The sequence below is a fragment of the Synechococcus sp. RS9907 genome, from assembly GCF_014279615.1.
GTDB lineage: Bacteria > Cyanobacteriota > Cyanobacteriia > PCC-6307 > Cyanobiaceae > Parasynechococcus.
In genome coordinates this window covers 1,975,892-1,996,625 of the sequence record NZ_CP047944.1, presented here as the reverse complement: position 1 = coordinate 1,996,625, position 20,734 = coordinate 1,975,892, and the positions used below count along the sequence as shown (strand labels likewise).

Sequence of the window (20,734 nt, the reverse complement as noted above, 5' to 3'; positions counted from 1 at the left end):
CGAGGTCTGAAGTTCGAAAACGCAGTCCCGACAGGGAAAGTGGGCGATACTGGATTTGAACCAGTGACTCCTACAATGTCAATGTAGTGCTCTACCCCTGAGCTAATCGCCCGACATCGATCAGTTTGAAATCTTGTGATTTCATCGACCGAGGCTGAACAGTAGCAGCTGGTGGGCAGCTCAACTCAACTGCGGCGCAGTTCAACGCGCCAGCGCTCCCGTTTGGTGCGCGTGAGCGAGAGCACCTCCACCGAGCCGCGATCCTGCAGCTGCAGCCGGTCGCCCACCACCAGTTCACGGCTCGCTTGACGCACGTTGCCCCAGTTGAGCCGTAGGCGCCCAGCTTTGACGTGGGTCACGATCTTGGCTCGGGACAGCCCGAATCCAGCCGATGCAATCGCATCCAGGCGACAGGAGGCTTCCACCGTCTGCAGGGTGCGGACGCTGCGTTGCACAGGCTGCTGCAACTGCTCCACAGGACGGGATTCGCAGCGAATCTCCACCTCGCGCACGGCCCCCAGGCGGCCATGCAGGGCTTCGGCAGCACTGGGGGTGCAGATCCCTTGCCCGCCGCGATCGCCGCGCACCCAGAGATCGCCAATGTGGTCTGCGTCGACGCCCATGGCCTTCAACGCTTCGCGTAGGTCCTCGGGGGAAAGGGGGTCGAAGAGGAAATTGCCTTCAATCAGCAGGCCTTGAACCGGGGCTGCTGGATCAGGGCTGTCGTCGCGACGGTGGCAGAGCAGCCGTTGGCGTTCGGCGCCTGGATAGCCGCCATCACTGATCCAGGTCAATTCACTGAGGCTGCCCAGGCGAGCCAAGGCTTCCTCCCGCAGCGGTGCGCTGAGAAAGGGGCTCCAGGCCGGTTGCCAGGTGCGCAACACCTGCTCCGCGAGATCGATCAGAACCGTCAGCCCTTCAGGGTTCTGGGCCCCTGCCAGCAGCTCCTCCCGGGGCAGCGTCACAGGTCGTCCAGGCGAACCACCTGCTGCGGCCGCGACTTTTGAATCACCTGCCAGGGGGCCTCGATGCCATTGGGTGTTTCCAGCAGCACCAGCCAGCGTCCTTCGTCGCGGCGGTTGCGCAGGATCCGCACGCCTGCATCGTTGTCTGAATCCACGCTGGCGGCTGCGGCGTAGCTCCCCATCAGGCCGGAGCCCATGCCCAGCAGGCCGCCGATCAGGGTTTCACCCCAGGGACCAAAGCTGGCGAAGGTGGTGAGGGTGGTGATCTTGGTGAAGGTGACCCCTGCCAGGAACCCGAATGGCATCAGCCAGCGGGCCATGCCCCGTTGCCGCTGTTGGCGCGTGAGGTTGGGGTTCAGCAGGGCAACCTTGTCGATGGCATCCCCATCTGGGGGGATCGTCAGACACTTCAGCAGCGGCAGATCGGTGTCCCGGAGCCGCTGGGTCAGGCCTTCCGCCGCGGGGGCATCGGCCATCACCATCACACAGACGGGCATGGGGCATTCAGATCCAATGCGCTGAATTCTGAACCCTGTGCTTCGAACTGGAGGGGGTGGAGGATGTCGATCTCTACAGTTCACCGCGGCAGTTCTGCGCCTTTCGATGACGAAAGTTCTTGTCTCCGATCCGATCGACCAGGCCGGGATCGACATCCTTGGCCAAGTGGCGCAGGTGGATCAGCGCACCGGCCTCTCGGAGGAGGAGCTGATCGGGATCATCGGTGAGTACGACGGATTGATGATCCGTTCCGGCACCCAGGTGACCGCAGCGGTGATCGCGGCGGCGAGCCGGCTCAAGATCATCGGCCGCGCCGGCGTCGGCGTCGACAACGTTGATGTGCCTGCCGCCACCCAGCGGGGTGTGCTTGTGGTTAACTCGCCGGAGGGCAACACCATCGCTGCAGCGGAGCACGCTCTGGCGATGATGCTGACCCTCTCGCGGCACATCCCTCAGGCCCATGGCGGCATGCGGGCCGGCAAGTGGGACCGCAAGAAATACGTCGGCAACGAGCTCTACAAAAAGACTCTGGGGGTGGTCGGTCTCGGCAAGATCGGATCCCACGTCGCCCGGGTTGCCCAGGCCATGGGCATGGAGGTGATCGCCTACGACCCCTTCATTGCTGCTGACCGGGCTCAACGGATGCAGGTGAAGCTGCTGGAGCTGGATGAGCTGTTCCGCACCGCCGACTACGTCACCCTGCACATCCCGCGCACCAAGGACACCGAGAACCTGGTGAATGCGGAGCTGCTGCGCACGATGAAGCCCACGGCGCGGATCGTGAACTGCGCCCGCGGCGGCGTGGTGGATGAGGCGGCGATCGCTGAAGCCATCAACAACGGTGTGATCGCCGGTGCGGGCCTGGATGTTTACGCCAGTGAGCCCCTGGCGGAAGACTCCCCCCTGCGGGCGGTGGAGCGTGGTCTGGTGCTGACGCCCCACCTCGGTGCATCGACGGAAGAGGCCCAGGAGAATGTGGCGATCGATGTGGCGGAGCAGATCCGTGATGTGCTGCTGGGTCTGCCGGCCCGCAGTGCTGTCAACATTCCCGGCCTCAGCGCCGAGATCATGGAGCGGCTCAAGCCCCATCTCCAGCTCGCCGAGACGGTCGGTCTGCTCGTCAGTCAGCTGGCTGGCGGTCATGTGAAGGAGATGGAACTGCGCCTGCAAGGTGAATTCGCCAGCCATCCCTCCCAGCCTCTGGTGATTGCTGCCCTGAAGGGTCTGCTCAGCGCTGGCCTGGGTGACAGCATCAACTTCGTGAATGCCTCGCTGGAGGCCAAGGCCCGCGGCATTCAGGTGCTGGAGGTGAAGGATGAGAGCAGCCGCGACTTCGCCGGAGGCTCATTGCAAATCACCACCCGTGGTGATCAGGGCAGCCGCAGCGTCACCGGTGCCGTCTTTGCCGATGGCGATCTGCGCATCACCAGCATCGATGCCTTCCCGGTGAATGTGACCCCCAGCAGCCACATGCTGTTCACCCGGCACCGGGACATGCCCGGAATCATTGGTCACCTGGGATCCCTGCTGGGCGAACACAACGTCAACATCGCCTCCATGCAGGTGGGCCGCAAAATCGTGCGCGGCGATGCGGTGATGGTGCTCAGCATCGATGATCCGATCCCAGCAGATCTGCTGCAGACGATCACGGCCATCGATGGCATCCAGGAAGCACACCCGGTCACGCTCTGATGTGGTGGCGCCTCACACTTCCGTGTCCTCCGGAGCTGGAGGAATCGCTGGTGTGGAAACTGACGGATCTGGGGCTGCATCGCCACGCGGTGCAGCATGCTCCGGAAACGCCTGATCGCAAGACGCTACTGGTCTGGCTCCCGAAGCCGGAGTGGCCGGAGACTCAGCGGCGGGAGCTGGTTGCCAGCCTGCAGCCGCTGGCGGAGCCCTTTGGACTCAGCCTGCCCGATGGGCACTGGGACGATGTGGCCGACGAGGATTGGAGCCTCAGCTGGAAACAGCATTGGCAGGCCGATCCTGTCGGGACGGGGCTGTTGATCCTGCCGGCTTGGCTGGAGGTACCGCCGGAGCATGCCGATCGGCTGGTGATCAAGATGGACCCCGGCAGTGCCTTCGGCACCGGAAGTCACCCCACCACCCGGCTCTGCCTGGAGGCGTTGGAACAGTCGCCTCCGCAGGGGGCGCTTGTGGCCGATCTGGGCTGCGGCAGCGGGGTGCTGGGCCTCGCTGCGCTGGGTCTGGGGGCGGAGTCGGTGGTGGCCGCTGACACCGATTCCCTGGCGGTGCGTGCCACAACGGACAACCGCGGCCTCAACGACCGATCGGAGGCTGAGCTTCAGGTGGCTCTCGGTTCTGTGGAGACCCTGAGCGAGCTGCTCGCGCCCCGTCGCGCTGATCTGCTGCTCTGCAACATCCTGGCTCCGGTGATTGAAGCCCTCTCCCCGGGTTTCGAGGGGCTGCTTCAGCCCGATGGGCGCGCTCTGCTCAGTGGGCTCCTGGTGGATCAGGCACCGCGCCTGAAGGAGGTTCTCGGGGGCTTGGGCTGGTTGGTCACCGCCGAGGCGGCACAGGGCCGCTGGGGGCTGCTGGAGATCCGCCGCCGCTAGACCTGGCCCTATAAGCCAGGCTTATCAGAGTGGGGCCTCCGATTGGTCCTCCTCCCCAGTGGCCCCGGAATCGTCAGGTTGAGCACCTATTTGAAGTAAAAATGTGGCGTTCTGCAGGACCGGGTTTTCCGGAACCCTGTACGCATTCATCAATCATGGCTTCTTACAAGGTCACCCTGGTCTCCGAGAGCGAAGGTCTGAACAAGACCATCGAAGTGCCCGACGATCAGTACATCCTCGACGCTGCTGAAGAGCAGGGCATCGACCTCCCCTACTCCTGCCGCGCTGGCGCTTGCTCCACCTGCGCCGGCAAGATCACCGCTGGCACCGTCGACCAGTCCGACCAGAGCTTCCTGGACGACGACCAGATCGAAGCTGGTTTCGTGCTGACCTGCGTCGCCTACCCCACCAGCGACTGCACCATCAAGACCCACGCCGAAGAAGAGCTCTATTGAGCCTCTGTCCTTCAACTGGACGTGTCCTCAACCACCCCTTCGGGGGTGGTTTTTTTTGGTCTGGTCGTCTTCCATGCGTGTCCCTTGTCTTCTCCTGCCGTGAGCCGCCCCGAAGTCGACGATCTTCTGGAGCCCGGCAGCGTTCACACCAGCCCCGGCGGTCAGTACAGCTTCCGCGTCATCGGGCCCTGTTGCCGGTTGTTTGATCGCGAAGAACTGCCCTGGCCCTGCTGTCGTCTGGCCTGGCGCAGCAAGGAGCCGAGCTGGCGACGGATCGGACGGCGGTTTGTGCCCGACCTGGCGGCCCGGCGTTGCCCCTCCTACGCCGTGGAACTGCTGCAGCCGGGAGGACGACCCACACCCACCGTGCTGACCCTGTTCTCCGTTCGTTTCAGCCGGGATCTGCAGGAGTGGTGGTACAGCCGCCATCCCAGCTCCATGGCCCCTGAGCAGGTGAGTCCCCAAAAAAAAGCCCCGACGACCTGAGGCCGCCGGGGACGAACGATTTTGATTGGAGTTGATCGGCAGAAGCTGATCAGAAGTAGATCTTTCCACCACCCCAGGCGCTGCCCTGGACTTTGGGCGACACCAGGATGTAGCCAGCCATCAGGCGCAGGTCCTCATCATCGAGATCGCGCATGGCGGGGTAGAGCTCAGCGTCGCGCATGCTCGGGTGCAGGTCGGCAATGCTGTACTCACCGTCGTAGGAGGTGGGGTCCTTCATGTAGTCGACCAGGGCCTCAACGTTGTCGCGGGCCGGGGTGGCCAGGGCCAGGGTCTCAGGATCCAAGCCCACGTTGTGGTTGGTCTTGGTGATGCCGCCGGCGTGGCAGGTGCCGCAGCTGGTGTTGAACACCTTGCGGCCAGCATCGATTTCACGATCGCTGAAGGTCACCTCTGTGCCGGAGGGATCTGCCGGAACCGTCAGGGTCTCAGCGTCCCACTGGGCCGCCTGAGCCGGAGAGATAACGGCCAAACCGATCAGCACCGGGATGAGGACCAGAAGGCCCTTCAGGGACCGTCGCAAGGAAGAGAACACAGAGGCCATGAAGGTAAGGGGGTGTGACGCATTCACCGCACCAAGCTCTTGTATCACGGGGAAGTGACCCTCTGTGGCCGGATCACGAACTGTTGCAGCGTGGTTTGACGTCAATGCTGAGGAAGTCCTTGGCCAGCAGCGTGTTGGGGAAGATCGCCTTGGCCTCGTTCAACAGGTCTTGGGGCGTGACCGGGTTGCCCGGCACGTAGCGCGGGCTGAGGTGGGTGAGCACCAGCTGCCCCACACCCGCTTCGGCGGCCGTCTGGGCAGCCATGGTGCTGGTGGAGTGCTGTTTCTGGAACGCCATCTCCGCCTCGCCATGGGCAAAGGTGGATTCATGGATCAGCAGATCCGCGCCGCGCGCAAGCTCGACGGCCGCTTCGCAGAACACGGTGTCGGTGCAATAGACGACGCTCACACCGGGCCGCTCCTCACCGCAGAGGCTGGTGCCGTCGATGCTGCGACCGTCCTCCAGGGTCACCATTTCACCCCGCTTCAACTGGGCGTACACGGGGCCGGGTGGGATGTTCAGTTCCCGTGCTTTCTCAATGTCGAAGCGACCGGCCAAGGGCTTCTGTTCGATCCGGTAGGCGTAGGCCGGCACTCGGTGGGTGAGCGGGGTGCAGCGCACCGTGAAGTCGTCGTCCTCGAACAGCAGCGTGCCCTTCTCGGCTGCATCCCGGACCCTGTGGATAGCGAGGGGGTAGCCGATCCGGGTGGAGCTGGTGCGCAACACACCATTGAGGTAACTCTCCAGCGGGTCCGGCCCGTAGAGATCCACCCCTGCGGCGCTGCTGCCGGCGAGCCCGAGGCTGGCGAGCAGACCAGGCAGGCCGAACACGTGGTCGCCATGCATGTGGGTGATGAACACCCGGCGCAACTGCGACAGCCGCAGATCACTGCGTAAAAACTGATGTTGGGTTCCCTCGCCGCAGTCGAACAGCCATATCTCCGAGCGCTGCGGCAAGCGCAGAGCCACGGCTGAAACGTTGCGGGCCCGGGTGGGTACCCCAGAACTCGTACCGAGAAATGTGACCTGCAAGGCCGGTGCTCCTCAGGGCTCATGCTGCCATCTGGCTGAACCCAGGAACAGGCGGCACACTGGGGCGCCTGTTGATCTCCAGCGTGCGCCCCGCCTCCGTTGCCGTCGGTCTGGTGCTCGTCGCTGTGATCGCTCCATCACCGGTGGCGCTGGCCCGCGGCCGCGAGCCGCAGATGCGCGTGCTGCTGCAGGAGAGCAACCGGGTCAGCCTGCGCTCCGATGGCGCACTGCCGCTGCGGGTGCAGGGACTCCCCGGCGGCGAGCGACGGCCAAAGCGGCTGCAGCTCAGCCTTCAAGGGGCCCGCCTGAGCGCCACTGTGGATGGCCGATCGATGCGGCTGGCCCCCAGCACCCTGGTGACGGTGCAGAACGACGATCCACGGGGCATCTGGTTGGGAGGGCGTCGCTACCGGGGTGTGCTCCGCGTCAGCGGCCGCGACGGCACCTTGCGGGTGGTCAACAGCCTGGGCGTTGAGACCTATCTCGCCAGTGTTGTCGGCAGCGAAATGCCCCACCGCTGGCCCCTGGCTGCCCTGCAGGCCCAGGCCGTGGCCGCGCGCACCTATGCGTTGAAACAACGCAGCCGCGGTGGTGCCTGGGATGTGAAGGCCTCGGTGGCGAGTCAGGTGTACCGCGGAGTGGAGTCGGAAACGCCGAGCACACGCAAGGCGGTGGCGAGCACCCGTTCGCTGGTGCTCGTGCACGGGGGTCGCCTGATCGATGCCGTCTTCCACAGCAGTTCTGGCGGGGTGACCGAGGCGAGTGGGATGGTCTGGCGCCGCCAGCATCCCTATTTGGTCAGCGTCCCCGATCACGATCAGCACAGCCCGGTGCACCGCTGGGAACAATGGTTCGATTCGGCTGGGCTGCGTCAGCGGCTGCCCGAAACCGGTGGGCTCCAGGACGTTGAGGTGCTGAGTCGTTCCGCCAGCGGACGGGTGCGTGAGGCCCGCGTGCGCGGGCCCCGCGGATCGCTGGTGCTCAGCGGCGGCGAGCTGCGCAAGCGGTTGGGACTCAAAAGCACGCTGGTGAACTTTGAGATGGTGGCGGGGGGGCAGCGTTCTCCCGTGGAGCCTCCGGTGCGGCGGGTGACTGCAACCGCTCGCCCGGGCTCCCGCATTGAGCGGATCACCGCATCGGCGGCTCGCCAGCGGGGAGCACGGCCGCCCCTGTTGGTGGCCCCTCCGCCGGTGCTGGTCAGCAAGACGTCGGTGCGTCGTTGGTCCGCTGGCGGACTCCAGCTGCTGGTGAAGGGCCAGGGCTATGGCCATGGCGTTGGCATGAGTCAGTGGGGAGCCCATGGTCTGGCGGAGCAGGGGGCTCACTTCCGCTCGATTCTTCGGCACTACTACCGCGGGGCTGAGGTTGTTCCCTACCAGCCGCACCACGACCCATCGCTGGCGCTGAAGCCCCCAACGAAGCCACTCTGGAGAGACATGCCGGTTTCGCCCTTTGGCACGGTTTCCCTGTCGTCTGCAACGCCATTCCAGTGACACGGATCTCTGCGCTGTGTTGGCGGCCCATCTGGAGCGTCATCTGCGCAGTTGGCAGGGGCCTGATCCCCTGAAGCCCTTGGGCCTCGCTACGGGACGCACGATGGAGCCGCTTTATCGCACCCTGGTGGAACGGCTGCTGTCGTGGTCTGCCGATGAGCTGGAGGCCCTGCGGGCCCGATGGTGCAGCTTCAATCTGGACGAATACCTCGGACTTTCGGCGGACGATCCTCGGGGCTACAGGGCCTACATGACCCACCACCTCGCTGCACCCCTGGGCTTGCCCGCCTCAGCGGTGCATCTGCCCGACAGCACTGCCGCTGACGGAGCGGTTGCCGCGCGGCGCTACGGCGAGCAGCTCAGCGGCTGCGGGGGCATCGGCCTGCAGCTTCTGGGGCTCGGCAGCAATGGTCATGTGGGTTTCAACGAGCCGCCTTGTCCCCCTGATCAGCACTGCCATGAGGTGGAGCTGACCCCTGCAACCCGGCAGCAGAACGCGGTGCTCTTCGATGGTTGCGTTGAGGCTGTGCCGCAGCGGGCCATCACCCTGGGCCTGTGGGAGATCCTCGAGGCTGCTGAGATTCATCTGGTGGTGACCGGCGCCGCCAAGGCCGGCATCCTCAAGCGGTTGTTGGACTTAACGGAGCCGGATCCTGCGCTGCCCGCCAGCTGGCTGCTGACCCATCCCAATGTCTGGCTCTGGTGCGATGCAGCGGCTTTAGCTTGAACAGCCGAGAGCAGCGGCGATGAGCATCGACCCCGTGGAACGGCGCCTTGAGCAGAGCTTTGAGGCGGAACGCTGGACGCGCTTCATTCAGGACTGTCAGGACCTTGAGCAGTTGCGCGAGACGGCCCTGGCGTTGGTGCAGCAGCTGGCCCAGCAGAAGGCGGCCAGTGCCTGGATGGCCACCCGGGCCTCGGAATCGGAAAACGCCAAGTTGGAGATGCTGGCGCGGATGATCCGTCAGCAACCCGATGGCGAGGAGGAGAAGGCGACTGAGTCCCCCTGAGGGAGCCCCAGCCGCCGGCCTGGTCGGGTGTCAGTGTTCCTTTTGCCAGCGGCTCAGGTGTGCTGGCGAGAACTTGTGGCCGTGTTTGGCCCCGACCTTGACCACGCAGGAGTTGTCCTTGCCGCAGCGCTGCACCTCATCGCGGATCGAGTCGTTGCTCTGCACCCGCGACATGAACGTCTCCAGCTGTTTCATGGACATGGCGATCCTCCAGAAGGGATGTCTTCGGCCTAGCGCTGGGGTTGATCGGGGCTCAGGGCCTCAAGCTTTGGTGCGGATTTGCTGACGACAAACTTCAAGGAGGCGTCAGTCGAGTTCCAGGCCGTCGGCGAGATCAAGGTTGGCGCTGACGCTGCGCACATCGTCGAGCCCGTCGAGGGCATCCAGCAGCTTGAGGCAGCTGCGGGCGGTGTCGGGATCGTTCACAGAGACGCTGGTCTGAGCAGACCAGTGATGGCCCCATTCCCGCACATTCCAGTCCGCCCGTCGCAAGCCGTCCTGAAGGCTCTCCAAGGCCTCAAAGGGGCCGTGCACCATCACTGATTCGTCCAACAGCTCATAGCCATCGGCCTCCAGCTCCAGGAGGCTTTCCAGTAACCGTTCCTCGTCGTCGGGGCCGGCGTTGAGGATCACTTCGCTGCGGTGTTCAAACAGGTAGGCCACGCAGCCGTTTTCCCCCAGATTTCCGCCGTTCTTGCTGAAGGCCAGCCGCAGATCCGCCGCGGTGCGGTTGCGGTTGTCCGTGAGCGCTTCCACCAGCACCGCCATGCCGCCGGGGCCGTAGCCCTCGTAGCGCACCTCCTCGAGTTGGGCTCCATCACCGGCCTGACCTGACCCCTTGGCGATGGCCCGCTCGATGTTGGAGGCGGGCACCCCAGCGGCCCGGGCTTTGCTGATGGCCGTTCGCAACTGAAAATTCCCGGCGGGATCGGCTCCGGCACGGGCCGCCACCATGATTTCCCGTCCCAGCCGGGTGAACACCGCACCACGTTTGGCGTCGACGACGGCCTTGGTGCGTTTGATCTGGGACCATTTGCTGTGGCCAGCCATCGCGTCAGGGCAGGGCGGGATGCGCTCGGAGAGTACTGAGCGACCGGTTGGTTTCAGCCTGCTGCATCGAAGACCACCTTGGGTCGCAGCAGACCTTCGCTCTCGCGGTGGCCGATGCCGGCCATGCTTCCATCCGCATTGCACACCACCACCGCCTCTCCAGGCCCTGGATCCATCGCGATGCGTCGGCCGCAGCGCCAGTCGATCTGCTCGGCTTCGCTGAGATCACGCCGGGGCAGGGCCCCCAGGGCCAGCAGCGGCGAGAGGGGATCGGGCGGCACAGCGTCTCGCTCCGGCAGGGGATGGGCCTGATGCGCATGGAACCCCAGGGCTTGGGTGCGGCGCAGGGAGGCCAGACAACCTCCGCAGCCGATGCGGTCCCCCAGATCCCTGGCGATCGAGCGGATGTAGGTGCCGGCGGAACAGTGCACCTCGATGCTGAGCTGCCCCAGGGCCGCATTCCAATCCAACAGCTCCAGCCGGTGCACGGTGACGGCCCGTGGCGGCAGATCCATGGCTTCACCGCGCCGTGCCCTGGCGTGGGCCCGTTCGCCATCCACATGCACGGCGGAGACTTGCGGAGGACGCTGTTCAATCGCGCCCCGGAACGCCTCCAGGTTGCTGTTGAGCTCGGCTTCGCTTAAGGATGGCCAGGCCTGCTGCTCCAGCAGCTCTCCGTCCAGATCGTCGCTGCTGGTGCGCCGGCCCAGCTGAATCACCCCGGTGTAGGTCTTCTCCCCGGGGAGGTAGGGCAGCAATCGGGTCGCCGGCCCTAGGGCAATGGGGAGAACCCCGGTGACGGCAGGATCAAGGGTGCCCCCATGGCCCACGCGCTTGAGGCCGTAGCTGCGGCGCAGGCGGCTGACGCAGGCATGGGAGGTGAGGCCTGCGGGCTTGTCGATCACCACAAAGCCGAAGGGGCCGTTCACCGGGGCTGGAGCGGGGTGCCCTGACTGTTGCATTCCGCCGGCTGCGTAGGTTGGCCGCTCTTTGATGCCCATCCATGCCCCAGCTCCGCAGCAGCACGGACGTGGACGTCTCCGCTTTTCTGGCGGACGGTTTGGGCATCAAGCAACACCTCAGTCGCTACCTCGACCTGACGCTGGATCAGCTTGAGCAGCGTCTGCCCAGCAGCACCGACGACCTGGCGGATCTGCATCCCGGTGCGTTCCGGCCGGAGGACGCCACCGCCTTCTATGAGGACACGGTGGGGACGGGACACCTGCTGGAGCTGGCGGCCTGGCACCTCTCCAGTGCGGACTACATCGCCGACACGCTGCGGCTGCAGGGCATGGCGGTGCAGGGCCAGGTGCTGGATTTCGGCGGTGGCATCGGCACCCACGCCCTATCAGCGGCGGCGCTGCCGGAGGTCGATCACGTCTGGTTTGTCGACCTCAATCCCCACAACCAGGCTTTTGTTCAGCAACGGGCGCAAAGCCTGGGGCTGGCGGACAAGCTTTCGGTGCATCGCGACCTCAGCAGCACGGGCGATGTTCGTTTCGATGCGGTGGTCTGCCTCGATGTGCTGGAACACCTGCCGGATCCCTCGGCGCAGTTGCTGGAGTTTTACCAGCGGATGTCCCCCGGGGCCATCGCGCTTCTGAACTGGTACTTCTTCAAAGGGCATCAGGGGGAGTACCCCTTCCATTTCGATGATCCGGCCCTGGTGGATGGGTTTTTCCGCACCCTGCAGGCTCAGTTCCTGGAGTTGTTTCACCCCCTGTTGATCACGGCCCGGCTCTACCGGCGTTCCTGAGGCTGCGGCAACACAAGCTGCCAACAAAAAAGCCCCGGTGCCAGCTGGCACCGGGGCTTTGGATTGATGTTGGCCTTGAAACTCAGACCGCTGCAGTGATGTTGATGCGCTTGCGGTTGCGCAGGCCACGGCGGATCGATTCGAACTTCACGATGCCGTCGGTGAGGGCAAACAGGGTGTCGTCCTTGCCTTTGCCGACATTGACGCCGGGCAGAACGGAGGTGCCGCGCTGGCGGATCAGGATGGAACCGGCGGTGACGGTTTCGCCGCCGTAGGCCTTCACACCAAGGCGTTTGGCGTTCGAGTCGCGGCCGTTACGGGTTGAGCCTGTGCCTTTTTTATGTGCCATGAGAAGAGATGCTGGTGGGGCGGTTGATGGAGCGAGGGGGAGAGGTCAGCTGATGGCCTTGCCGCCCACGGAGATGGACTCAACCATCACCCGGGTGAGTTCCTGCCGGTGACCATTCTTGCGGCGGGTTTTCTTTTTGGGGCGCATCTTGTAGACGATCACCTTGGGTCCACGGCGATGGGCCATCACCTTCAGGGACACGGTCGCGTCCTTGACGTAGGGCTGGCCGAGGGTGGTGCCCTTGCCGTCCTTCACCAGGAGAACGTTCTCAAGCTTGATGGTGTCATCCACCTCAGCTTGGAGCCGATCGATGTCGTAGTAGCGGTTGGGCTGCAGCCAGATCTGGGTGCCAGACGCCTCAACGATGGCGTAGGTACCGCTCTGTTCCGCGGCTGGTTTGGTGTCGGCCATAAGGTGAAAAGACGCGTTCAGGCTCGGCGAACCGATTCAGGCCTGAGCCGCAATCGAAAGACAAACAAAGATCTTCGTCTCTGACGCGCCCCATCGTCAAGATTCAGATACTTCGATCTTCCGGACGCTCGGATGGCCAGGCCGGCCCTAACTGTTGCTCTTGTCCTGGGCAGCCCTGCTTTGGTGGAGTCCTGCCGTCAGTGGCTGCCGTCCAACCGTTATGAATCGGTTGTTTTAACCCTTGAGCCTGGCGAGGCTCTGGCGGATGTTCTGGGTCCCCGCCAGGACGACTTCGACGCTGTGGTGCTCGAGCAGAGCCTGCTCGATGCTTCAGCCAAGGAGCAACTGCTGGCGGCGGGTCTGCTTTTTCCCGCCGTGATCGTTGGGGAGGTGAAGGGGCAGGTGGATTACCACCCCGAGGAGCTGCATCTGCCCGACGACCAGCTGGCCCAGCTGGGTTACAACGTGGATGCGGCCATTTCGCGTTTTCTGCGTCAGGGTCGTGCCGACGGACGCACGGACGACAGCAGCTCCTCCTCCCGCGCCGTCAGCAACCTTTCCGATCGCCTGCAGGAGCGACTCGGCTACCTAGGGGTCTTTTACAAGCGAGATCCATCGCGCTTCCTGGGCAGCCTGCCCCCCGAGGAGCGCCGGGATCTGCTGCTGTCGCTTCAACGCACCTATCGAGACCTGCTGGCGAGTTATTTCAGGGATCCGGCCGCGGCCAATCAGGCCTTGGAAAGCTTCGTCAACACCGCTTTCTTCAGTGATCTGCCGATCACCCGCACCGTTGAGATCCACGTGGATCTCATCGATGAATTCTGGAAACAACTGAGTTTGGAGGGCCACAAACATGACTTTCTTCAGGATTACCGCCTTGCGCTTCTTGATGTGATGGCGCATCTGTGTGAGATGTACCGGCGCTCCATTCCGCCGGACCTTCCTCTGTCGGGCACGGCTTCCAGCCGTGTACGTCGCCCGACGGATCAGCTCGATGCCTCGGAGGAGTCGTCATGAGTCCCCGCAAGACCTACATCCTCAAGCTCTACGTGGCGGGCAACACGCCCAATTCGATGCGGGCGTTGAAAACGCTGCGCAACATCCTCGAGACCGAATTCCGGGGGGTGTATGCCCTCAAGGTGATTGATGTGCTCAAAAATCCGCAACTGGCCGAGGAAGACAAGATCCTGGCCACGCCGACGTTGTCCAAGATTCTTCCCCCGCCGGTGCGCCGCATCATCGGTGACCTCTCCGATCGCGAGCGGGTGCTGATCGGTCTGGATCTGCTTTACGACGAGCTGTCTGATGCGTCGCTCAGTTCGAGCTTGATCGATGCGGTCGATGAGGAGACCGACACGACGATTTCTTCAGATCCTTAAGCGACATGGTGCGCTCCAGCACGGTTCATCTCCTGCTCACTACGGTCAAGTCATAGGTGGTTGCCATGCAGTTTCCCCCGACCAGCGGTCAGCCTCAGATGCAGGTTCAAAAGCTCCCGACAGGGATCGAGGGCTTTGATGATGTGTGCCAGGGCGGCCTGCCGATTGGCCGCAGCACGCTGATCAGCGGCACGTCCGGCACCGGCAAGACGGTGTTTTCGCTGCACTTCCTCCACAACGGCATCAAGCAGTTCGACGAACCCGGCATCTTCGTCACCTTTGAGGAATCACCCCTCGACATCCTGCGCAACGCCGCCAGTTTCGGCTGGAACCTGCAGGAGATGGTTGAGCAGGACAAGCTCTTCATCCTCGACGCCTCACCGGATCCTGACGGCCAGGACGTGGCCGGCAGTTTTGATCTCTCCGGTTTGATCGAGCGGATCAACTACGCCATCCGCAAATACAAGGCCAAGCGCGTCGCCATCGACTCGATCACGGCGGTGTTCCAGCAGTACGACGCTGTGTTCGTGGTGCGCCGTGAGATCTTTCGGCTGATTGCAAGGCTCAAGGAAATCGGTGTCACCACGGTGATGACCACCGAACGGATTGACGAGTACGGCCCGATCGCTCGCTACGGCGTTGAGGAATTCGTCTCCGACAACGTGGTGATTCTGCGCAACGTGCTCGAGGGAGAGCGGCGTCGGCGCACCGTTGAGATTCTCAAGCTGCGGGGCACCACTCACATGAAGGGCGAGTTCCCCTTCACCATGGGAACCCACGGCATCAGTATCTTCCCGCTCGGGGCCATGCGCCTCACCCAGCGGTCATCCAACGTCCGGGTCAGTTCCGGTGTGCCGCGCCTGGACGACATGTGCGGCGGAGGTTTCTTCAAGGACTCGATCATCCTGGCCACCGGCGCCACCGGAACGGGCAAGACGATGCTCGTCTCCAAATTCATCGAAGACGCCTGCCGCAACAAGGAACGCGCGATTCTGTTTGCCTATGAGGAATCGCGGGCTCAGCTGCTGCGCAATGGCACCAGCTGGGGCATCGACTTCGAGCAGATGGAGCAGGACGGGCTGCTCAAGATCATTTGCGCCTATCCCGAATCAACGGGCCTTGAGGATCACCTGCAGATCATCAAGACGGAGATCAGCCAGTTCAAACCGTCGCGGATGGCGATCGATTCCCTCTCCGCCCTGGCGCGAGGTGTGAGTCACAACGCCTTCCGTCAGTTCGTGATCGGGGTGACCGGCTACGCCAAGCAGGAGGAAATCGCCGGCTTCTTCACGAACACCTCCGAGGAGTTCATGGGCAGCCATTCGATCACCGACTCCCACATCTCCACGATCACCGACACGATCCTGTTGCTGCAGTACGTGGAGATCCGCGGAGAGATGGCCCGCGCCCTGAACGTGTTCAAGATGCGCGGTTCATGGCACGACAAGGGCATCCGCGAATTTGTGATCACGGGCAATGGCCCTCAGATCAAGGATTCCTTCTCCAACTTCGAGCGGATCATTTCCGGTGTGCCCCATCGGGTGACCACCGATGAACGCAGCGAGTTGTCGCGCATCGCCCGCGGCGTCTCCACCGAGGACTGACCTAAAGCTCCACGGCCTCGGAGATGGCGTTGCGGCTGCGTCGTTCCGCTTGCAGCTGCAGCTCATCCTTATCGGCTTCCGCCAGGGGCAGCTCGAACCAGAAGGTGGTGCCGATTTCGGGCTCGCTCACCATTTGTACTTGAGCACCGTGCTTTTCGAGGATGCCTCGCACGATTGAAAGACCCAGTCCGGTGCCCACTTCCGTGTGAACGGCGTTCTCGACCCGGAAGAAGCGATCAAAGATCCGCTCCTGATCGGCGCTGCTGATGCCACAGCCCGTGTCGGCAATCTCCACCCTCAGCTTGGGCAGCGGTGAGGTGAGGGCGCAGGTGGGTCCATCACTGCTGGTGATCGCCGTTCCCTCCACCGAACAGGTGTCGGGCCAGGGATAGGCCCGCAGCGCCAGGGGGCCGCCGGGGCGGCTGAACTTCAGAGCATTGCCCACCAAGTTGTCGAGCACCTGCAGCAGCAGGTCCCAGTTGCCCAGCACCTCGGGCAGTTCTTCGGGAACATCCAGCACCAGTTCCACCTGGCGATCCTCGGCATTCAGCCGGTAGGTGCGCAGGGTCTGCTCCATGGCCGGGCGCATGCTGATCGGTTCGAACTGCAGCGTCCGGCCCGACTCCAGCCGGGAGAGGTCCAGCACATCGTTCACCAGCCGGGTGAGTCGATCGGTTTCGTCGTTGGCGACCCCGAGAAACTCCTTCTGTTCATCGGGGCTGAGCTGATCGCCGAGGTCGTGCAGGGTTTCGACGTAGCTCTTGATGTTGAACAGCGGCGTGCGCAGTTCATGGGAGACGTTGCTGATGAAGCGGCTCTGGGCCGCATTCAGTTCCACCTCGCGGGTGAGGTCTTGGATGGTGACGGCGATGCCCTTGAGGGTTTCACCGCTGGCATCACGCACCGCTTGCAAAACGATGCGCAGGGTGCGGGCCGGTTCCCCCACGCTGCAGCGCAGGTCTTCACTGTCTGCTGCGCCACCGAGCAGGGAATCGAGGGGACTGTGCAGTTCGATGGCCAGCAGTTCCGGCAGTTCTCCCACCAGCTCCTGGCCTTCCAGGCTGCGCCCTTCCCAGCGGAACAGACGCCGTGCCGTGGGATTGGCCAGCACGATGCGGCCGTCGGCATCCAGCAGCATGGCGCCGTCGGCCATGGTGGCGATCAACGACTGCTGCTTCACCTGGGCGGCGGTGAGCTCCTCGATGTTGGCCTCGTCATAGGCCTCGAGCTGGGAGGCCATGGCGTTGAAGCCGGTGAGCAGTTCCCCCAGTTCTCCACCAACTGGCAGGTCAACCCGGGCACCGAAGTTGCCGGAGGCGACGGAGCGCACCCCGCGTAGCAGCTCCTTCACCGGGCGGGTGATGGTGAGGGCGTTGAACACCGCGCCCAGGATCACCAGCACCCAGATTGAGATGAACACGGCCACGGTCACCTCCCGGGTGAGGGCTGCGCTGGCCAGGGCGGTCTCATTCGGGTTCACTCCAAGGCCGAGAACGCCGTAGTACTGACCCCCGCGTATCAGGGGGACGAACACATCGGTGACGGCACCCTGGGGCGTGAGGTGTTGTCGTACCAGGGGGTTCTGGGGGCGTCGACGCAGCTCCTCAGGCAGCTCCAGTCGTCGGTTGAGACGAAGCTCTCCATCGCCACTGCTGGGGGTTCCGCTGATCGGGATGCCCAGGTAGACGACGCCTTCGGGGTCGGCGAAGAAGATGTAGCGGACGCTGCGGCTGGAACGCCAGAACTTTTCGGCCACGTTGGCCAGCTCACGGTCCTGGCCCTGCGCCACCATCTCAGTGACATTGCCGGCCAGCAGCAGGCCCAGATCCCGGGCGTAGCGCGTGTCGTTCATCACGGCATCGCGCTGAATTCCGTTCAGCGCGAAGAAGGTGATGCCCGTCATCATCAGGCTCACCACCAGGGTGGCAATCGCCAGAAGCTTGGTCTGGAGGGTGAATTCCGCCCACCAGGCGGTGATGCGGTCCCAGAGGTTCTGGTCGTCCCCCGGCGGCTTGCCATTGGGGGGAAGCGCCCAATCAGCGATTGCTGCTCCGCTGCCGCTGCTCATCCGCCCGAGCGCACCTGATGGCCGATGTCTCGACGGTAGGTGATTCCGGCGTAATCCAGCTGATTGAGGCCGTTGTAGGCCCCGGCAAAGGCGGCATCGAAGTCATCGCCCTGGGCGACGACGGCCAGCACCCGGCCCCCTGCGGTGAGCAGTTCGCCTGAGCTGTCGCGGCGGGTGCCGGCATGGAACAGCTGATGGTTGGGGCTGGGGGCGAGGTCGATGCGAATCGCATCGCCTTTGCGGGGAGCCTCCGGGTAGCCCTCGGCGGCCGCCACAACGCAGGCACTGCAGCGCTCGGCGATGCTCAGCTGCGGGGCCAGATCGAGGCGTCCCAGGGCACAGGCCTGCAGCACGGCGCCGAGCTCAGGGCCGAGCAGGGGCATCAAGGTCTGGCATTCGGGATCGCCGAAGCGACAGTTGAACTCGATCACCTGGGGCCCATCGGCCGTGATCATCAGGCCGGCGTAGATCACACCGCGGTAATCGATGCCCCGTTGGCGCAGGGCCTTCAAGGTGGGCTCGAGCACGATGCGGCGCACCTCCTCGAGGCCCTCGGTATTTAGAAGCGGGGCGGGGGCATAGGCGCCCATGCCGCCGGTGTTGGGTCCGCGATCACCGTCCTTGAGCCGTTTGTGGTCCTGCGCCGGGGGCAACAGCACCATCCGCTCCCCATCGCAGAGGGCGAACACCGACACTTCAGGGCCCTCCATCCGCTCCTCCAGCACCAGCTGGGAGCCGGCGGCACCGAAACGCCCTTCAAAGGCTTCGCGGATGGCGGTTTCCGATTCCTCCACGCTGTCCGCCACCGTGACGCCCTTGCCGGCGGCCAAGCCATCGGCTTTGACCACCAGAGGCCGTTGCACCTCCTGCAACACCGCCAGGGCCTCGGCTTCACTGGTCACCGCCCAGTGGCCAGCGGTGGGGACCCCCGCCTCCTGCATCAGCTGCTTGGCCCAGGCTTTGCTCGCCTCCAGTTGGGCCCCCTCCGCTCCCGGGCCGAACACGGCAAAGCCCGCATCGCGCAGGGCATCGGCAACACCAGCGGCCAGCGGCGCTTCCGGACCCACCACCACCAGGTCGACGCCGTTCTGCTGGCATAGCGCGATCAACCCAGCGCTGTCGGTTTCGCCCACCGCCATGGCGCTGCCTTCCGTGCCGCCGTTGCCAGGGGTGATCCAGACCGTGTCCAGGCCCTGACAACGGCCCAGGGCCCAGGCCAGGGCCTGTTCCCTGCCGCCGCCACCGACGACGAGGGCACGTTGGAGGGCGGGCAGCGTGGTGGGACGGGTGGACGACATGGCCATGGTTGCGGGAGGAACGGTTTGGGCCTCGTAGGTTTTCCTTTGTAGACCGCAGCCCGCCATGGGGACTCCCCTTTTCCCCTTCGCCCTCACCCTTCTGGCTGCTGTCACGGCAGCCCCGGATCCGCAGGTGATGCGCGAGGAACGCTTTCAGAGCGTTCTCGCTGAGATGGATCTGGCCGCGGCGGAGCAGGCTTGTCTCAACCCCCGCATCGCCAACTCCGACGGCCGTCGCCAGGCCTTGCGTGATCGGCTGCTTGAGCTGCATCCGGTGATCGATTCCTTGGAGCTGGTGCTGGCGAACGCCGAAGCCCTGATGAGCTGCGGTGCCCCCGAAGCTGCAGCCGTGGTGCTCAACCGCTACATCCCCCGCGTTGGCGATGAACGGAGTCAGTGGTTGTTGTTGCGCTGGCGTGCAGCAGCAGCGGCCCTGGATCACCGCCAGGCGGCTTTGGCACTGCGCCGTTTGGTGGATGGCAATCTGAAAGCCCTGGATGCGCCTCTGTTCCCTGATCAGCCGTTGCCGGATCAGGGCAATGGGCTCGATCAGTTGGCTTTGCATGAAGCGGCTCTGGGCCATAACGCTGTGGCTGTGGAGCTGCAGCTGTTGGGCGATCTGACGGGCGTTCAGGGGGCGAAACGACTGGCGCGGGCGGTGCAATGGCTTGATGCCGACCAGTTCGAGCAGGCCGATCAGCTGCTGGAAACCGCCTTGGACCAAGCGGCGGCAGCGGAGGCCTGGGGACTGGCCATGGACCTGCTGCACCAACAGCTGCACCTGCAGCTGGCCGCTGGGGGCGATGGCGCGCGGCCGCGGCAGCGGATCCAACGGCTGGCCACTGTTCTTGATGACCGTTATGCGCTCCAGCAACTGCAGCCGGAGGCTGAACCCGATCCCCTGCTGCGTTCACCGCGGGATCCCGGAGGCCATGCTGATGTAAGACCGTCAGCCGTTGCACCGCCGCCATGACGCCCGATCACGGAGAGCTGCTTTACGAAGGCAAGGCCAAGCGGGTGTTCGCCAGCACGGATCCCGACCGGGTGCTGGTGGAGTTCAAGAATGACGCCACCGCCTTCAATGCCCAGAAGAAAGCCCAGCTGGACGACAAAGGTCGGCTGAACTGCCAGATCTCAGCACGCTTGTTCGAGCTGCTGGAGCGTGAGGGGGTGCCGACCCATTACTGCGGTCTGGCCGGGGAGACCTGGATGCTGGTGCGTCGGGTGGAGATCATTCCCCTCGAGGTGGTGCTGCGCAACACCGCCACCGGATCGCTGTGTCGCCAGATGCCGATCGCGGAGGGCACAGCCATCGAACCCGCCCTGCTGGATCTCTATTACAAGGATGATTCCCTGGGCGATCCCTTGCTGACGGAGGCGCGCGTGCAGCTGCTTGGTGTGGCTGACCCAGCGCGACTGTCAGCGATTGAACAACTGGCCCGCCGGGTTAATGCCGTGCTCCTGCCGTTCTTTGAGGGGCTTGATCTGCAACTGGTGGATTTCAAGCTGGAGTTGGGGCTGGCCTCGGATGGAACGCTCCTGCTCGCCGATGAGATCAGCCCTGACACCTGCAGGCTCTGGGATCGCCGCAGCAGCAATGTCGAAGATCGGATTTTGGACAAGGACCGCTTCCGCAAGGATCTCGGTGGGGTGATGGAGGCCTACGGGGAGGTCCTTAAACGGGTCCAAGGCAGCTGCCCCAACCCCCGCAACTGCCTGTAAGGTCGGCGAACCTATT

The 20,734-nt window shown here is 64.2% G+C and carries 24 protein-coding genes and 1 tRNA gene; 13 read left to right on the top strand and 12 right to left on the bottom strand.

Features of this window, described 5'->3' with window-relative positions; genetic code table 11:
* Positions 1–40: 40 nt before the first annotated feature.
* The 3 genes from SynRS9907_RS11010 to SynRS9907_RS11000 form a co-directional block, all read right to left on the bottom strand.
* Positions 41–112, bottom strand: a tRNA-Val gene (locus tag SynRS9907_RS11010).
* Between the two features lie 73 nt (positions 113–185).
* Complete coding sequence (locus SynRS9907_RS11005) at positions 186–965, bottom strand: photosystem II S4 domain protein (protein WP_188021027.1); 780 nt, start codon at positions 963–965, stop codon at positions 186–188.
* Positions 962–1,462, bottom strand: coding sequence for a hypothetical protein (locus SynRS9907_RS11000; protein ID WP_114989480.1), 501 nt, complete (start codon positions 1,460–1,462; stop codon positions 962–964). The genes SynRS9907_RS11005 and SynRS9907_RS11000 overlap by 4 nt, the downstream gene beginning before the upstream one ends.
* A 106-nt stretch (positions 1,463–1,568) precedes the next feature.
* Here SynRS9907_RS11000 and serA point away from each other — a divergent pair, with 106 nt between their 5' ends.
* The 4 genes from serA (at position 1,569) to SynRS9907_RS10980 (ending at position 4,983) form a co-directional block, all read left to right on the top strand.
* Positions 1,569–3,155: a phosphoglycerate dehydrogenase gene (serA, locus tag SynRS9907_RS10995; RefSeq protein ID WP_188021026.1), complete on the top strand. Its 1,587-nt coding sequence runs from the start codon at positions 1,569–1,571 to the stop codon at positions 3,153–3,155.
* On the top strand, positions 3,155–4,042 hold the full coding sequence (prmA, locus tag SynRS9907_RS10990; protein WP_188021025.1) for a 50S ribosomal protein L11 methyltransferase: 888 nt from the start codon (positions 3,155–3,157) through the stop codon (positions 4,040–4,042). Before serA ends, prmA begins: the two co-directional genes overlap by 1 nt.
* 155 nt (positions 4,043–4,197) lie before the next feature.
* Positions 4,198–4,497 carry a ferredoxin gene (locus SynRS9907_RS10985; protein ID WP_006043345.1) on the top strand — a complete coding sequence of 100 codons (300 nt, stop codon included), beginning with the start codon at positions 4,198–4,200 and terminating at the stop codon, positions 4,495–4,497.
* Positions 4,498–4,596: 99 nt separating this feature from the next.
* Positions 4,597–4,983: a hypothetical protein gene (locus tag SynRS9907_RS10980; protein WP_188022453.1), complete on the top strand. Its 387-nt coding sequence runs from the start codon at positions 4,597–4,599 to the stop codon at positions 4,981–4,983.
* 49 nt (positions 4,984–5,032) lie between these two features.
* On the opposite strand, the gene psbV is transcribed toward SynRS9907_RS10980, so the two are convergent.
* Together psbV and rnz are read right to left on the bottom strand one after the other, a co-directional pair.
* Positions 5,033–5,545, bottom strand: a complete 513-nt coding sequence (gene psbV / locus SynRS9907_RS10975) for a photosystem II cytochrome c-550 (protein ID WP_222929014.1) — start codon at positions 5,543–5,545, stop codon at positions 5,033–5,035.
* A gap of 73 nt (positions 5,546–5,618) precedes the next feature.
* The gene (gene rnz / locus SynRS9907_RS10970) at positions 5,619–6,578 is read right to left on the bottom strand and encodes a ribonuclease Z (RefSeq protein ID WP_188021024.1); all 960 of its coding nucleotides are present in this window, start codon (positions 6,576–6,578) and stop codon (positions 5,619–5,621) included.
* Positions 6,579–6,583: 5 nt separating this feature from the next.
* Here rnz and SynRS9907_RS10965 point away from each other — a divergent pair, with 5 nt between their 5' ends.
* From SynRS9907_RS10965 to SynRS9907_RS10955, 3 genes are read left to right on the top strand one after another with little or no spacing between them, the layout of a single operon-like run.
* A complete protein-coding gene (locus SynRS9907_RS10965; RefSeq protein WP_188021023.1) occupies positions 6,584–8,071 on the top strand; it encodes a SpoIID/LytB domain-containing protein in 1,488 nt (495 codons plus the stop codon).
* Positions 8,031–8,798: a glucosamine-6-phosphate deaminase gene (locus SynRS9907_RS10960; RefSeq protein ID WP_223157658.1), complete on the top strand. Its 768-nt coding sequence runs from the start codon at positions 8,031–8,033 to the stop codon at positions 8,796–8,798. Before SynRS9907_RS10965 ends, SynRS9907_RS10960 begins: the two co-directional genes overlap by 41 nt.
* A 19-nt stretch (positions 8,799–8,817) precedes the next feature.
* Positions 8,818–9,081 carry a hypothetical protein gene (locus tag SynRS9907_RS10955; RefSeq protein ID WP_114989473.1) on the top strand — a complete coding sequence of 88 codons (264 nt, stop codon included), beginning with the start codon at positions 8,818–8,820 and terminating at the stop codon, positions 9,079–9,081.
* 30 nt (positions 9,082–9,111) lie between these two features.
* Here SynRS9907_RS10955 and SynRS9907_RS10950 read toward each other — a convergent pair whose 3' ends face one another.
* The 3 genes from SynRS9907_RS10950 to truB all read right to left on the bottom strand — a co-directional run bounded on the left by SynRS9907_RS10950 (position 9,112) and on the right by truB (position 11,093).
* A complete protein-coding gene (locus SynRS9907_RS10950; protein ID WP_071823080.1) occupies positions 9,112–9,282 on the bottom strand; it encodes a Nif11 family protein in 171 nt (56 codons plus the stop codon).
* A gap of 105 nt (positions 9,283–9,387) precedes the next feature.
* Positions 9,388–10,131, bottom strand: a complete 744-nt coding sequence (locus SynRS9907_RS10945; protein ID WP_186495933.1) for a YebC/PmpR family DNA-binding transcriptional regulator — start codon at positions 10,129–10,131, stop codon at positions 9,388–9,390.
* Between the two features lie 53 nt (positions 10,132–10,184).
* Entirely contained in the window at positions 10,185–11,093 is a 909-nt protein-coding gene (gene truB, locus SynRS9907_RS10940) for a tRNA pseudouridine(55) synthase TruB (protein WP_188022451.1), read from the bottom strand.
* A 41-nt stretch (positions 11,094–11,134) separates the two neighbouring features.
* Here truB and SynRS9907_RS10935 point away from each other — a divergent pair, with 41 nt between their 5' ends.
* Entirely contained in the window at positions 11,135–11,887 is a 753-nt protein-coding gene (locus SynRS9907_RS10935) for a bifunctional 2-polyprenyl-6-hydroxyphenol methylase/3-demethylubiquinol 3-O-methyltransferase UbiG (protein WP_188021022.1), read from the top strand.
* An 82-nt stretch (positions 11,888–11,969) separates the two neighbouring features.
* Here the strand turns inward: SynRS9907_RS10935 and rpmA are convergent, their stop codons facing one another.
* A complete protein-coding gene (gene rpmA, locus SynRS9907_RS10930; RefSeq protein ID WP_114989469.1) occupies positions 11,970–12,236 on the bottom strand; it encodes a 50S ribosomal protein L27 in 267 nt (88 codons plus the stop codon).
* Between the two features lie 45 nt (positions 12,237–12,281).
* Complete coding sequence (rplU, locus tag SynRS9907_RS10925; protein ID WP_011365073.1) at positions 12,282–12,647, bottom strand: 50S ribosomal protein L21; 366 nt, start codon at positions 12,645–12,647, stop codon at positions 12,282–12,284.
* 132 nt (positions 12,648–12,779) lie between these two features.
* On the opposite strand from rplU, the gene SynRS9907_RS10920 reads away from it, so the two are divergent.
* The 3 genes from SynRS9907_RS10920 to kaiC all read left to right on the top strand — a co-directional run bounded on the left by SynRS9907_RS10920 (position 12,780) and on the right by kaiC (position 15,630).
* Positions 12,780–13,664, top strand: a complete 885-nt coding sequence (locus SynRS9907_RS10920) for a circadian clock protein KaiA (protein WP_188021021.1) — start codon at positions 12,780–12,782, stop codon at positions 13,662–13,664.
* Positions 13,661–14,026: a circadian clock protein KaiB gene (kaiB, locus tag SynRS9907_RS10915; protein ID WP_186509993.1), complete on the top strand. Its 366-nt coding sequence runs from the start codon at positions 13,661–13,663 to the stop codon at positions 14,024–14,026. Before SynRS9907_RS10920 ends, kaiB begins: the two co-directional genes overlap by 4 nt.
* Before the next feature lie 65 nt (positions 14,027–14,091).
* On the top strand, positions 14,092–15,630 hold the full coding sequence (gene kaiC, locus SynRS9907_RS10910) for a circadian clock protein KaiC (RefSeq protein ID WP_186509994.1): 1,539 nt from the start codon (positions 14,092–14,094) through the stop codon (positions 15,628–15,630).
* A 1-nt stretch (position 15,631) separates the two neighbouring features.
* Here the strand turns inward: kaiC and SynRS9907_RS10905 are convergent, their stop codons facing one another.
* Both SynRS9907_RS10905 and purD read right to left on the bottom strand, forming a co-directional pair.
* A complete protein-coding gene (locus SynRS9907_RS10905; RefSeq protein WP_188021020.1) occupies positions 15,632–17,698 on the bottom strand; it encodes an ATP-binding protein in 2,067 nt (688 codons plus the stop codon).
* Positions 17,695–19,002 (bottom strand): phosphoribosylamine--glycine ligase, encoded by a 1,308-nt coding sequence (gene purD / locus SynRS9907_RS10900; RefSeq protein WP_188021019.1) that lies wholly within the window; start codon positions 19,000–19,002, stop codon positions 17,695–17,697. The genes SynRS9907_RS10905 and purD overlap by 4 nt, the downstream gene beginning before the upstream one ends.
* 58 nt (positions 19,003–19,060) lie before the next feature.
* On the opposite strand from purD, the gene SynRS9907_RS10895 reads away from it, so the two are divergent.
* Entirely contained in the window at positions 19,061–19,969 is a 909-nt protein-coding gene (locus SynRS9907_RS10895) for a hypothetical protein (protein ID WP_188021018.1), read from the top strand.
* Positions 19,966–20,718: a phosphoribosylaminoimidazolesuccinocarboxamide synthase gene (gene purC, locus SynRS9907_RS10890; RefSeq protein ID WP_188021017.1), complete on the top strand. Its 753-nt coding sequence runs from the start codon at positions 19,966–19,968 to the stop codon at positions 20,716–20,718. Before SynRS9907_RS10895 ends, purC begins: the two co-directional genes overlap by 4 nt.
* Positions 20,719–20,734 lie beyond the last annotated feature (16 nt).